12 protein-coding genes and 1 pseudogene are annotated in these 12,770 nt (G+C 42.9%); 9 read left to right on the forward strand and 4 right to left on the reverse strand.

Annotated elements, in window-relative coordinates; genetic code table 11:
• The first annotated feature begins 87 nt into the window (after window positions 1–87).
• The 6 genes from F986_RS10690 (at window position 88) to F986_RS10715 (ending at window position 4,501) form a co-directional block, all read left to right on the forward strand.
• A complete protein-coding gene (locus tag F986_RS10690) occupies window positions 88–1,020 on the forward strand; it encodes an acyltransferase (protein WP_004694896.1) in 933 nt (310 codons plus the stop codon).
• A 10-nt stretch (window positions 1,021–1,030) separates the two neighbouring features.
• A complete protein-coding gene (locus F986_RS10695; RefSeq protein ID WP_004694898.1) occupies window positions 1,031–2,080 on the forward strand; it encodes a hypothetical protein in 1,050 nt (349 codons plus the stop codon).
• A 123-nt stretch (window positions 2,081–2,203) separates the two neighbouring features.
• Window positions 2,204–2,935, forward strand: a complete 732-nt coding sequence (minC, locus tag F986_RS10700) for a septum site-determining protein MinC (protein ID WP_004694900.1) — start codon at window positions 2,204–2,206, stop codon at window positions 2,933–2,935.
• Window positions 2,936–3,004: 69 nt separating this feature from the next.
• Entirely contained in the window at window positions 3,005–3,817 is an 813-nt protein-coding gene (minD, locus tag F986_RS10705) for a septum site-determining protein MinD (protein ID WP_004694902.1), read from the forward strand.
• 2 nt (window positions 3,818–3,819) lie between these two features.
• Window positions 3,820–4,092, forward strand: a complete 273-nt coding sequence (minE, locus tag F986_RS10710; protein ID WP_004694905.1) for a cell division topological specificity factor MinE — start codon at window positions 3,820–3,822, stop codon at window positions 4,090–4,092.
• Window positions 4,093–4,213: 121 nt separating this feature from the next.
• Window positions 4,214–4,501 carry a PA4642 family protein gene (locus tag F986_RS10715; protein WP_004694907.1) on the forward strand — a complete coding sequence of 96 codons (288 nt, stop codon included), beginning with the start codon at window positions 4,214–4,216 and terminating at the stop codon, window positions 4,499–4,501.
• Window positions 4,502–4,565: 64 nt separating this feature from the next.
• On the opposite strand, the gene F986_RS10720 is transcribed toward F986_RS10715, so the two are convergent.
• Together F986_RS10720 and F986_RS10725 are read right to left on the reverse strand one after the other, a co-directional pair.
• Window positions 4,566–5,471, reverse strand: coding sequence for an AEC family transporter (locus F986_RS10720; protein WP_004694909.1), 906 nt, complete (start codon window positions 5,469–5,471; stop codon window positions 4,566–4,568).
• Between the two features lie 58 nt (window positions 5,472–5,529).
• Entirely contained in the window at window positions 5,530–8,625 is a 3,096-nt protein-coding gene (locus F986_RS10725) for a DNA translocase FtsK (RefSeq protein WP_004694911.1), read from the reverse strand.
• A 295-nt stretch (window positions 8,626–8,920) separates the two neighbouring features.
• On the opposite strand from F986_RS10725, the gene trxB reads away from it, so the two are divergent.
• The 3 genes from trxB to F986_RS10740 all read left to right on the forward strand — a co-directional run bounded on the left by trxB (window position 8,921) and on the right by F986_RS10740 (window position 11,529).
• The gene (gene trxB / locus F986_RS10730) at window positions 8,921–9,874 is read left to right on the forward strand and encodes a thioredoxin-disulfide reductase (RefSeq protein WP_004694912.1); all 954 of its coding nucleotides are present in this window, start codon (window positions 8,921–8,923) and stop codon (window positions 9,872–9,874) included.
• An 86-nt stretch (window positions 9,875–9,960) separates the two neighbouring features.
• A complete protein-coding gene (gene aat / locus F986_RS10735; protein WP_004694914.1) occupies window positions 9,961–10,692 on the forward strand; it encodes a leucyl/phenylalanyl-tRNA--protein transferase in 732 nt (243 codons plus the stop codon).
• Window positions 10,693–10,713: 21 nt separating this feature from the next.
• Entirely contained in the window at window positions 10,714–11,529 is an 816-nt protein-coding gene (locus tag F986_RS10740; RefSeq protein WP_004694916.1) for an arginyltransferase, read from the forward strand.
• Between the two features lie 29 nt (window positions 11,530–11,558).
• Here F986_RS10740 and rimI read toward each other — a convergent pair whose 3' ends face one another.
• Together rimI and F986_RS10750 are read right to left on the reverse strand one after the other, a co-directional pair.
• Window positions 11,559–12,017 carry a ribosomal protein S18-alanine N-acetyltransferase gene (gene rimI / locus F986_RS10745; protein ID WP_004694918.1) on the reverse strand — a complete coding sequence of 153 codons (459 nt, stop codon included), beginning with the start codon at window positions 12,015–12,017 and terminating at the stop codon, window positions 11,559–11,561.
• Between the two features lie 104 nt (window positions 12,018–12,121).
• A pseudogene (locus tag F986_RS10750) lies at window positions 12,122–12,679 on the reverse strand (metal-dependent hydrolase); the annotation flags it as partial.
• Window positions 12,680–12,770 lie beyond the last annotated feature (91 nt).

Raw genomic sequence — 12,770 nt, forward strand, 5'->3', positions numbered from 1 at the left:
GCTTTTCTATTTGATCATCCCGTACTATATTGACCTTTAGAAAATAGAACGAGTTGCGAAACGCATTATATTTTAGGATTTATTTTTATGTCATCGCCAAACCAAAAACAACCTTTATTAAAAAAAATCACCCGTGGTCTAACTGTTGGTTCAGTCATTACAGGCAGTACTTTTTTTCATGGCCCGCCAGTGCTCGCGCTTGGCCTGACCAAACTGTTTAAAAAATCAAAAAAAGTGGATGAGACCAATATTCAAATCACCAACAGCTGGCTTGCTGTGAACAATTATTTAATCGATCATGTCCTACCCAACACGAAATGGGACATTTCTGTCGATGATGATCTTGAGCTGAGTATGCAGGGTCGTTACCTGATGACTTGCAACCATCAAAGTTGGGTCGACACCACGGTTAACCAATATTTTGGTTTAACCCGTATGCCCCTTACCCGCTTCTTTACCAAGTGGGAACTTATTTTTATTCCATTTGTCGGCCAAGCCTTTAAAATTCTAGGCTTCCCGATGATGAAGCGGCATAGTAAAGAACAAATTGCGAAAAACCCTGCGTTGAAAACACGCGATATGGAAGAGGCACGTAAGTCTTGTGAACAACTGCTTAGCCAACCATTCACCCTGTTAAATTATTTGGAAGGCACGCGTTTTACACAAGAAAAACATGCACAGCAGCAGTCGCCTTACCAAAATTTACTTAAACCGAAAGCGGGTGGCTTGGCCTTAGCCTTAAGTATTTTAGGTAATGACATTGATGCCTTGGTAGATATGACCATTGTCTATCCCGACGGCGCACCTGGCTATAGCGAATTTTGGCTCGGGGAAGTCCCACGGATTGCGGTCAATTTACGTAAAATTGATATTCCTGCATGGGTACTCGCTGGAAACTATGAAGACGATGCAGACTTTCGTGAACAATTCCAACAGTGGGTCGATCAACTTTGGACTGAAAAAGACCAGTTGATTGAAAAAATGAAAGCCAAATACTCAACCTCCAATTTAACCGAGTAAGGGTCTATGCATGATGCAGAATAACCAAGTCAAAAAGTCTAAATATCATCAGGTTGATCCACAAAGTTTGTATTTCAAACTGTTTTTGATCTATGACATTTTTATGGTGTTTCTCATCATTTTTAACTTGTTTTGTTTGTGTGCTAATTTTTTTATCATGAGCAATATCGGTGGATGGTTTTTCCATGCCATTCACCTAGAAAGTGTCTTAAGCTTCTATCGTGAGCATTTGCATCCGTGGGTCATCACCACAGAAGCTTGGTTTATTCTGTTCTTGATTACTGAATTATTGGTGCGTTGGGGCATTGCCATCGTGTATCGACACCATCGTCGCTGGTTTTTCTTTCCCTTTATTCATTGGTACGAAATTTTAGCAATTATCCCTCATTTACGCTTTTTAAGATTATTCCGCGCGGGAGTGATTGCTTTTCGACTGCATGAATTAGGCTATAACGTCATTCCTCCATCGGTACAAGCGAAGGGCAAATTTTACTATCGCGTAGTGATGGAAGAACTGTCTGACCGTGTGGTTATTACTGTATTGGATGGGGTGAAGCACGAATTAAATACCAGCTCGACCCATAAAAAAATTATTCATGACCTCGTCGATCATCATCGGACTTTATTTGCACAAGCATTGGCTGAAATTTTACAAGAATCTCTCGCCACCGAACTGAAACAACGTCAATATTTCATTGCCCAAAATGTCGGTCTGATTGTGAATCGTGCGATTGAAGATACCCCTGAACTGACCCAATTACTGCGTTTGATTCCAATTGTGGGTGGAAGAATTGAGCAACAAATTCAAAGTATCGGACAAAGACTTGGTGAAAACATCACACAAGGTTTACTGGAACCAATGGTTGTGGGAAATCCAGCACAGCCCAATGCCACCTATCGCTTGATAGCTGAAAAAGTCAGTGATTTAAAAATCGATAATCAGTCTTTGGAACAGTTGGTTGAGTCTGTTGTCTATGAAAGCTTAGATGCCATTCGCAAGCAAGTTAAGGTGAAACAGTGGTTAGAAGAGCTTGAAAAAGATGATCAAGCCAAAGAATAAGCATTAAGGTAAAAATATTACAAACGCAGCTAGTGCAATCCTTCATTTTGTTCTAGGATTTGCTCTATTTACAACATCACTTCTTTAGTAAAAAATAAATCTGAGAAGTCTTAAGGAAAAATTATGGCTGATATCCGGATAACTGGCAGAATGGTCAATGCGATTCGCATTACCCTTGACACCAATGATCATGATGCAATCCGACAGCAATTAAGTAAAACATTACAAAATGCATCGACTGCTGGGGCGTTAGTTGTTCTAGAAAGTAGCGTTGAGCAAGAGTTAATTTCCTTGATTCAATTATTGCTGGATCTGGATGTACAGCCGATGGCAGTACAAGAAGGAATTTTGGCTGAACAAGCCCGTGCCATTCAGTTCCCTGTGATTCCCGCGCAAGGACATGGTATTAGCTCGCAACTTCAAGAAGTGAAAGCAACCAAAGAGCAAGTGGTTGAAGCCCCAGCTCCTGCTGCGACAGCTTCTACCAATGCACCAGTTGCGGTAGCACCTGTCATTCGCCATGCAACTTCATACCATGACGAAATTTTACGTACTGGTCAGTGCTTGGTTCAAAATCAAGGCGATATCATTATTACCGCAGGTATTAACAGTGGTTCGGAAGTGATTGCTTCAGGAAATATACATATTTATGGCAGTGCTCGTGGTAGAGTCATTGCCGGCGCGGGCGGAAACAGCGCTGCACGCATCTTCTGCCATGCTTTAGAAGCCGAATTGGTTTCAATTGCAGGGACCTATTGTGTTGCAGATGATATTCCAGCGCAGCATTTAAAACGCCCAACACATATTTACTTAAATGATCGACAAGAGCTTGTATTTGAAGCGCTTGAATTTTAATGTATAAATAAACACCAAAAGCCCCAAATGATAAATAAGGGGATTTAAACCATAACAGGAGTGGATTCGGTGGCGAAAATTGTTGTCGTAACATCAGGCAAAGGTGGCGTAGGCAAAACTACGACAAGCGCATCTTTTGCAACAGGTTTAGCCCTACGTGGTCACAAAACTGTTGTGATCGATTTTGACGTAGGTTTACGTAACCTTGATTTGATCATGGGTTGTGAACGCCGCGTTGTGTATGATTTTGTCAATGTATTAAATAACGAAGCTCGATTACAACAAGCGCTTATCCGCGATAAAGATATCGAGAATTTATATATTTTACCTGCGTCGCAAACCCGTGATAAAGATGCCTTAACTGATGAAGGCGTAGCACGTGTCATGGATGAGTTGTCACAAGAGTTTGACTACATTATTTGTGACTCACCTGCAGGTATCGAACGCGGTGCAATTTTAGCAATGTACCATGCCGATGAAGCGATTATTGTGACCAACCCTGAAATTTCATCTGTACGTGACTCTGACCGTATTATTGGTATGCTCGACAGCAAAACCAAAAAAGTTGAAATGAATGAAGGTCGTATTCGTAAACACTTGTGTATCACACGCTTCAACCCTGAACGTGCCGATAAACAAGAAATGTTAACCATTGACGACATTTCTAAAGATATTTTACGTGTGCCAACTTTGGGAGTGATTCCTGAATGTAAGAGCGTTTTACAAGCATCGAACGAAGGTAAACCAGTGATTCTCTTTACTGAAGAATCAGCAGGCCAGGCCTATGATGACCTTGTGGCACGTTTCTTAGGTGAAGAACGTCCTTACCGTCATATTACGGTGAAGCCTAAAGGCTGGTTAGCACGATTATTTGGAGCGTAGACATGGCAGGATTTTGGAGTAAGCTTTTTAGTAATGATGAAAAACCGTCTAGTGCTCAAACAGCAAAAGATCGTTTGAAAGTCATCGTAGCGTCTGAAAGTGGTTTAGGTAAACGTCTTAGCCAAGACAAAATCGACCAAATGAAGAAAGAAATCATGCAAGTGGTGAATCGCTATGTTCGCGGTGTAGATGAACAGCACATTCAAATGGCTGTACGTTCTGAAGCGAATATTGAAATGCTTGAAATGAATATCAATTTGCCTGAAGAACGTTAATCTGATTTTTGATTAGTCAAGTAAATTGAATCAAGGCAGAATATGCGCAGACACAAGAAGGTATTTTCTTTGTCTCCCATATTTTGCCTTTTTTAATGATTAAACCAGCAAGGAGATTGCTATGGCATTATCTCAGCCAGCAACGTTCAATGAAGAATGGTCAGATGAGCGTGTATTTGCCTACTTAACTCAGCTTCCTCCTGAAGGTGTGAATGGCGATTTTCATGTGTTGTACCATGCCTTTAAACACATGCGCCCAAGTGATTATGAGCGACTGCTCACCCAATTTAAAACGGATGGTCGCGACATTAATGCCACCAATCCAGAAGGTCAGCGTATCCATGACGTGATTGCCGCTTATCCACGTCAAGCAGCTCCCTTCTTAGAGGTTTTGGCTAAATTCGCCTAAACCTAGATCTGCTTAATGCGCATGATCTACAGATGCCAGTTCATTCCTAGGAGACTGGCATTTTTTATGACTGTAAAAACCACATCCAAAGTGGAAAAGTCAAACCGAAACACAAAGTTTGCAAACTAATGATTGCTGCCATGAGTTGACTGTCCCCTTGAAAATATTTGGTCAGGACATAGGCAGCCGATGCCGTCGGCAGTGAGAAGAAAACCACCACAATCATGGTTTCAAATGTTGCTAAACCAAATAAAAGACAGCCTACATAGGCCAAAATAGGCACCAAGATTAAACGTCCCAAAGTGTTTAAAATTAGCGCTCGGCCAGCATATTTTAACGCATCAAACTGGAGTGCTGCGCCCACACACAAGAGCCCAAGCGGGAGGCTCATCCCTGCTACTAGCTTTAAAGATTGGTTAATGCTCTCGGACAAATGCATACCTGAAAAATTAAAAATGATCCCGACCAGACAAGCCAGAATCAGCGGATTTTTCGCAACCGACCACGCAATATTTTTATAAGACAGTCCCTGCCCTTGAGAAAAACCAAGTACGGACAGTACATTCACCAAAGGAATGACAAAGGCAATAATCATGGCAAAGACTTGCATCCCCTCAGCGCCAAAAATCAAAGCCATACTGGTCAAACCAATATAAGTATTAAAACGAATATGACTCTGTAAATAGACGCCAAATTGCGTCACAGGCGTACTATACAGCGCTTTTAATACCCACAGCACCACACTCATCAGCAAGGTCACAGTAAAGACCACAGCAAGCGCTGGCAGGACTTGCCCGACATTAAAATGAACGGTGGCTAGACTACTGAACAGCAAAACAGGAAATAAAATCCAATAATTCAGTCTTTCAGCACCTTGCCAAAATTCCACCGTTAAAAAGCGATACCGCTTTAATACATACCCCATGGCAATGAGTACTACCAATGGAATTAATGCATCAATAATTTGCATGACTGGATGCCTAAACTGAATGATTAAGAAAAAGCCTGCAATCCGCAGGCTTTCTTTTTTAAACTAAAATTTCTCGCTTACCGTTCGCACCTTGCGCACTCACGATCCCATTTTCTTCCATTTGGTCGACAATTCGTGCGGCGCGGTTATAGCCTAAACTAAACTTACGTTGTAGCGAGGACACCGAAACCTTGCGTGTTTCCAATACAAAGGATACGCACTGGTCATAAAGTGCATCACGGTTTGGATCGCCATCACCATCTTCAAAGCCACGAGAACTTGGCTCTTCATCAAATGGCGTTAGGATTTCATCAACATAATTTGGCGAGCCACGTTCACGCCACGCATCACAGATGCGGTTCACTTCATCATCGGCAATAAAGGCACCATGTACACGTTCAGGTTCAATTTTACCCGGCCCTAAGAACAACATATCACCATGACCCAGTAAGTCTTCCGCCCCACCAGCATCTAAAATCGTGCGTGAGTCAATTTTTGAGTTCACGCGTAAAGCCACACGTGTTGGGATATTGGCTTTAATCAGACCCGTAATTACATCGACCGATGGACGCTGCGTTGCAAGTAACAAATGAATGCCTGCGGCACGTGACTTTTGTGCCAAACGCGTAATCATTTCTTCAGCTTTCTTACCGACCTGCATAATCATATCGGCAAACTCATCCGCCACAATCACAATCGATGGTAATGGGGTCAAACGTGGTGCACGCTCACCGACAACCGAATCACTGGCTTTCCAGGTCGGATCAATCAGCTCTTCGCCATTGGCAATCGCTTCTTCCACTTTACGGTTATAGTCCGCTAGCTTACGAATTTTTAAGAAAGACATCAGCTTATAGCGACGTTCCATTTCATTCACACACCAGTTCAAGGCACTGACTGCATCTTTCATGTCCGTGACCACAGGGGTAAGCAAATGTGGAATATCGTTATAGTTAGCAAGTTCTAACTGTTTCGGGTCAATCAAAATTAAACGTAACTCATTCGGCGTATATTTCAACAACATCGATAAAATCATCGAGTTCACTGCCACCGATTTACCTGAACCTGTGGTGCCTGCAACCAACATATGCGGCGCCTTACCTAAGTCAGCAATCACTGGATTACCCGAAATATCTTTACCCATTGCCATCGAAAGAATGCTATTCGGATCGGTAAAAGCAGGAATGGTCAACAACTCGATTAAACGCACCATTTCACGTGTGCTGTTCGGCACTTCAATCCCGATATACGGTTTACCCGGAATAACTTCAACCACACGTACAGATGCCATGGACATTGAACGCGCAAGGTCACGGGAAATATTGGTCACTTTAGAGGCTTTCACGCCCGGTGCTAAATCCAACTCAAAACGAGTTACTACAGGCCCTGGCTGCGCTTCGACCACTTTGGCTTTGACATTGAACTCTTGTAGTTTAATTTCAAGCAATTCAGATAAACGCGCCAACTGTTCAGCAGTGAAATTGACTTTTTTATTCAGGTCAACTTCATCCAGTAAATCCAGTCCTGGCAGCGGTGATAAATCACGACGACGCTCTGCTACTTGCATGGACAAAGACATTGGACGGCCTGATGCATCCGTCAATGGCGCATCAAAGTCAAACTCTTCTTCATCTTGCGGTTTTCCAGCAGTGTCCTGCCATGCTTCAATAAACGCTTCTTTGGACAAAACTTCTTTGGCTACAGCCGCTGTAGCACTTGTGCTTACGATATTATGATGCTGAATGGGTGCTTGTACAAAAGCTGATGACTGCGCATAGCTACTGCTGGAGCGTACATCTGAAGCAGCTACTTTCTGCTCCGACCAATCTTCAGCAAGGAATTCGTCTAAATCATCCAACTCATCAAGCTGTGCTTTTGCAATTCCACTCGGCGCTGGTTGTAACGCAACGGGACTTGCAGCAACACTCAAGGTTGCAACCTCGGCTACCGCAATTGGATCTTCAACCACATGTAAATGAGACACCGGTTCAGGCGTATTGAATGGGCTGTGAACATCCGTTGCTGTTTTGCCATTGGGTACGGCAGCAAGCAGCTCGTCAAAGATTTCATCATCATCCCAATCGACATTTTTCTTCTGTGCAGGGGCATCGTCTTGGAAATAATGAGGATCAGCAATTGGGGTTGTATGATCTTGAACCACTGCTTGAAAATGTTGTTCTGGGCTAAATGGGCGATCTTCTTCGGCAGCACGAAGTAAAGCATCAATATCATTTTTATGACGTTGATCTTCACCTGAGTTTAATGCACGCCACACTTCCCCTGTCGCTACCACGCGCTGACTGTCTTGTTCTAATTGGTGCGCTTTTTCTATCGTCCGCTCAAGCTCTACTTCATCATCCACATCCACCTGTTGTTCTTGAACACGTTGCTCTTTGGCCACCATGTCATTAAACAAATGCTCTGCTGAATAGTCACGCTGAGGTGCTTTAACTGATGCCTCTTGCACGGCTACTGGCGCCTCGACCAACTCCGTTGCTTCAATACCCTTTTTCGGTGCCGTTGCAATCACTTCTTTTTTGACGCTTGGCGTCGTACGATCAAAGGCAGACTCGCTTTCAGGTACGTTACGGTAAAATAAATCTTGTAAATACGCAGGAGTTGCTTTGAGGGTCGCGAAAGTACGGTTCCATTTGATACCGAAAGCCAAGGTCAATAAGACCACGGTAAACACGACCAAAAATAAGGTTGCGCCGTAAATGGTTAAAATCTGCGACAAACTTTGTCCCAGTTCATAACCAATAATGCCGCCAGAGGCATTGTCTAAAGTGTCCGCTGGAACTTTCCAAAACAAGAACAGTAAGCTGGCGGTTGCAAGCAAAATAAAGAATTGCGCAGCATAACGAAATGGACGGTTTAAAAAACTATGCGGCCACCAGACTTGAATGGCTTCAATGAACAAAAACACAGGAATAAGTAGACTTGCCCAGCCTAAAAAACCGAACAGTAAGTCAGCAATCCACGCCCCTGCAACGCCACTGGCATTCGAGACTTGCAAAGTATCACTTGATATATGCATCCAGCCCGGATCAAATGGGGTATAGGTCACGGTAGCAAGGAACAAATAAATGCCAAACGAGACTAAAAATAATGTCATTAATAAGCGCTGTGCATAAGCACCCGACACCTCAGTCATATACTGTCCTGTAACAAATTCTTCATTAATGTTTTTGTTCGAAACCTAAAGCAAAAGTTTCACAATAAACGTCATATTATGCACCTCTTCTTTATAAAAAGATGCACTATTCTTAAATGCTTTATGTATAGCGAGCAGATGATTTTTCCACTTTTTCCCGCTCTACACCGCATATTTCTTCTATATAGCTCAAATCGATTTGATTGATCAATAATATCGACATTGAACTCACACAACTGTTATAGAGTTTCACGTATAATTCCACAAATTTCTAAATAAAAAAAGGATTCTACGTATGAGCGCTCGTCACTCACGTTTGATTATTCTCGGTTCAGGCCCTGCGGGTTACAGCGCTGCGGTATATGCTGCGCGTGCCAACTTAAAGCCGACATTGATTGCGGGTATCCAACTCGGTGGTCAGCTAACGACAACGACTGAAGTGGATAACTGGCCAGGTGACCCTGAAGGCTTAACAGGTCCTGCACTGATGGAACGTATGCAAGCGCATGCTGAACGCTTTGGTACCGAAATCATCTACGATCATATCAATGAAGTCGATCTTTCTGTACGTCCATTTGTACTCAAAGGTGACATGGATGAGTTCACTTGTGATGCACTGATTATTGCCACAGGTGCGACCGCTCAGTACTTAGGTCTTGAGTCTGAAGCTGCTTTTATGGGCCAAGGCGTGAGCGCATGTGCAACCTGTGATGGTTTCTTCTATAAAAACCAAAAAGTCATGGTTGTCGGTGGCGGTAATACTGCCGTTGAAGAAGCACTATATTTGTCTAACATTGCATCGCATGTGACTTTGGTTCACCGTCGTGACTCATTACGTTCTGAAAAAATTCTTCAAGATCATTTATTTGAGAAAGAAAAAGAAGGCAAAATCAGCATCATTTGGAATCACCAAGTGGATGAAGTTTTAGGTGACAACACGGGTGTAACCGCAGTTCGCTTAAAATCGACTCAAGACGAATCTACACAAGATATTGATGTTCAAGGTTTGTTTGTTGCCATTGGCCACAAACCAAACAGCGCAATGTTTGATGGTCAATTGAACTTACGTGATGGCTATATCCAGGTTCAAAGCGGTACATCTGGTAATGCCACAGCTGCTTCCGTCGCTGGTGTATTCGCAGCAGGCGACATTGCTGATAGCGTTTATCGTCAAGCGATCACTTCAGCGGGTTCTGGCTGTATGGCTGCGCTAGATGCGGAAAAGTATTTGGATGCTTTAGGCGAATAATCTAAGCCTTGAAAAAGACCGCCTTCCATAGGCGGTTTTTTTATGTATGATCTTAAAGTCATTTTTTATCATGTATACACATCACTATGCAGCAGTTACCGCCTTCTGAGTATATCTTTCCCGATCCGCTTGAAGTTGACCCCGAGGGTGAAGGCTTGATTTGTATCGGTGCAGACCTCTCCCCTTCTACCCTGTTTGAAGCCTACACTCATGGTTTATTTCCATGGTTCTCAACAGGCGAGCCCATTTGCTGGTGGTGCCCCGAGCCACGTTGCATCATACGCCCGCAGGATTATCAGCCCAGTAAAACCCTCATTCGGAGCATGAAAAAGCAAGATTATCGCATCACTATCAATCAGGCTTTTGAACGAGTGATCCGTGCCTGCTCACTACCACGTAGCTACGCTGATGACACGTGGATCAGCGAAGACATTATTGATGGCTACTGCGCAATGTTTGATGCTGGTTATGGCTATAGTATTGAAGTTTGGGATCAAACGCGCTTGGTCGGCGGACTATACGGTATTAGCATTGGACACGGCTGTTTTGGGGAGTCCATGTTCAGTACCGAAACTGATGTCTCAAAAATGGCATTTTATACGCTGATGTTGATTGGACGTGAAAATAAGCTGCCTTGGATCGACTGCCAATTGGTCAATGATCATCTTTTAAGCCTTGGTGCTTGTACACTTTCTCGGCAAACCTACTTAAAATCGTTACAAGATGTTGTAAATCAACCCGCTATCGATTGGAAAATGTATCAGGACGGTGTATTTTCAAGTAAAACAATAGCGCAAAATGCGCGACTGACTGAATAAAGAATAATAGAGGGATTTATCATGAATTCGTATCACCCGAAGTCCCTACTGAATGATTTACAGTATTACATCACGCCACCGCATGACTGTAGCTATCTAGAAAAAAAGTCAGCTCGGATGGTATTTCTCGATCCAGCGCATCGTATTGATGTGGTTACACTGTCCGAACTTTCACGTGTAGGTTTTCGCCGAAGTGGCGATTTTGTCTACCGTCCAGAGTGTCATCTGTGTCGACAGTGCCTATCTAGCCGCGTACCAGTGCGCGAATTTAAAATGAACAGCAGTCAAAAAAAAGCATGGAAACGCAATCAAGATCTGACTTTAAAAATTACCCGCACTGCGGATGCCACCAAAAAACATTATGACTTATATGAGCGTTATATTTTTAAACGCCATGCCGATGGCGACATGTTCCCACCTAGCCGCGATCAGTTTGATAAATTCCTCGTGCATAGCTGTACCGAGAGCTTTTTCTTAGAGCTGTGGAAAGAAGACCAACTCATCTGTGTTTCGACCTGCGACCCTTTAGATGATGGCTTATCTGCGGTTTATACTTTTTTTGATCCCGATGAAAACAAACGCTCACTCGGCACTTTCGCCATTTTAAAACAAATCGAGCTAGCAAAAGCACGCGCTTTGCAGTTTGTGTATTTGGGCTATTGGGTACCACACTCAGAAAAAATGAACTACAAATCGCAGTATTTACCGCTAGAGTTACTGATTGATGGTCAGTGGCGCAGACTCAATCATAGCCTGAGCAGCGAGGAAGTGCAGCAACTGGGAAACTCCTTAATGACCACCCTACCTTCGGGGTGGAATAACGCCATTATTAAATAATGGCGCCATACAGAAGCTTAACTGTTCTCTCATTTAAACAACTCGGAAAAGTCATCACTACACGATTTCACCATAATAATGGCATGCTCACGACCACCATCTGGTTTAGGATAATAGTTTTTACGCAAATCAATTTGATGAAAACCTGACTTTTCATACAAGGCAATGGCGGCTTGATTGCTCTCACGGACTTCTAAAAACACCTGTAGCGGGTTGTTTTTAAGTTGTGCCAGTGAGGCATCTAATAACTGATACCCCAGCCCTTTGCCTTGCTGGCTTGGATGAATGGCCATCAACAATAAATTGGCTTCATCAAGAACGGGTTGGAGGATACAAAAGCCTACCACCTGACCTGCCTGTTCAATCACGGTATTGTGATAAGACTGCATGGACTCTTGGAACTGTTGTAGGCTCCAAGGATGGGTTTGAACTAAATTTTCAATCTGCGCAACTTGGCTTAAGTCCGCAGCTTGCATTAAACGAATCATCTTCGTTTATCTTTCTAAAATGTGGAGGTCACAGTATAAAAAATTTGTGCTAAAAACCGAACAAAAAAAAGAGCGATTTACATCGCTCAAAGAGCCAAAACTGCTTAAAAACCTAATTTTAGCTTCCACTTCTCAAGTAAAGCGTCGGTGTCGTGATGATTAGGATGAAAACCTGGTTTAAAGTACATGATCATTTCACGTGCCATCCCTGTAATAATTCCTTTTGATGGACTATATGCATAGGTATAAATATCCTTCAGCGCAGCCCTGTTCAGTTGTTTATCTTGCTTTAATAAACGAAATACAAAATACGACTGCACGCAGAATAAAATGGCCATGGCTGCAACCAGTGATCCCGTTCGTAGTAGATAGGATTTGATTCCCTTTCCAAAAACTCCTTCAAATACATCATAAGCCACAGCTTTGTGCTCATTTTCTTCAATAGCATGCCATAACCACATGGTTTTCATGGTTTCATCGCTCATCAGCTCTTGAATGTGGTTATTAACCAACAACTGAGAGGCAATAGTTGCAGTAAAATGTTCCAGCGCGGTGGTTGCTGTTAAATCCACCATCTCTTGTGTAATACCCACAGGCTTGCCTAGAAAAGCAAACACTTTACGTGTGGTTTGAATTGCACGGTCGGTATAGCGGTCAAGTGAACCGTACCGGGTTTGTCGGAGACTTTTTATTTAAGTTAGGCCACCTGACCTAACTGGTTAATTTTATCATAGTACATTGCTTCAAAATCAA

The organism is Acinetobacter johnsonii CIP 64.6 (assembly GCF_000368045.1).
In the GTDB taxonomy this organism is placed as follows: domain Bacteria; phylum Pseudomonadota; class Gammaproteobacteria; order Pseudomonadales; family Moraxellaceae; genus Acinetobacter; species Acinetobacter johnsonii.

Bases quoted from the DNA above. Each gene is read 5' to 3' on its own strand.
- F986_RS10690 (WP_004694896.1), top strand. From the start codon at position 88: ATGTCATCGCCAAACCAAAAACAACCTTTATTAAAAAAAATCACCCGT.
- F986_RS10695 (WP_004694898.1), top strand. From the start codon at position 1,031: ATGATGCAGAATAACCAAGTCAAAAAGTCTAAATATCATCAGGTTGAT.
- minC (WP_004694900.1), top strand. From the start codon at position 2,204: ATGGCTGATATCCGGATAACTGGCAGAATGGTCAATGCGATTCGCATT.
- minE (WP_004694905.1), top strand. From the start codon at position 3,820: ATGGCAGGATTTTGGAGTAAGCTTTTTAGTAATGATGAAAAACCGTCT.
- F986_RS10715 (WP_004694907.1), top strand. From the start codon at position 4,214: ATGGCATTATCTCAGCCAGCAACGTTCAATGAAGAATGGTCAGATGAG.
- F986_RS10720 (WP_004694909.1), bottom strand. From the start codon at position 5,471: ATGCAAATTATTGATGCATTAATTCCATTGGTAGTACTCATTGCCATG.
- F986_RS10725 (WP_004694911.1), bottom strand. From the start codon at position 8,625: ATGACTGAGGTGTCGGGTGCTTATGCACAGCGCTTATTAATGACATTA.
- trxB (WP_004694912.1), top strand. From the start codon at position 8,921: ATGAGCGCTCGTCACTCACGTTTGATTATTCTCGGTTCAGGCCCTGCG.
- aat (WP_004694914.1), top strand. From the start codon at position 9,961: ATGCAGCAGTTACCGCCTTCTGAGTATATCTTTCCCGATCCGCTTGAA.
- F986_RS10740 (WP_004694916.1), top strand. From the start codon at position 10,714: ATGAATTCGTATCACCCGAAGTCCCTACTGAATGATTTACAGTATTAC.
- rimI (WP_004694918.1), bottom strand. From the start codon at position 12,017: ATGATTCGTTTAATGCAAGCTGCGGACTTAAGCCAAGTTGCGCAGATT.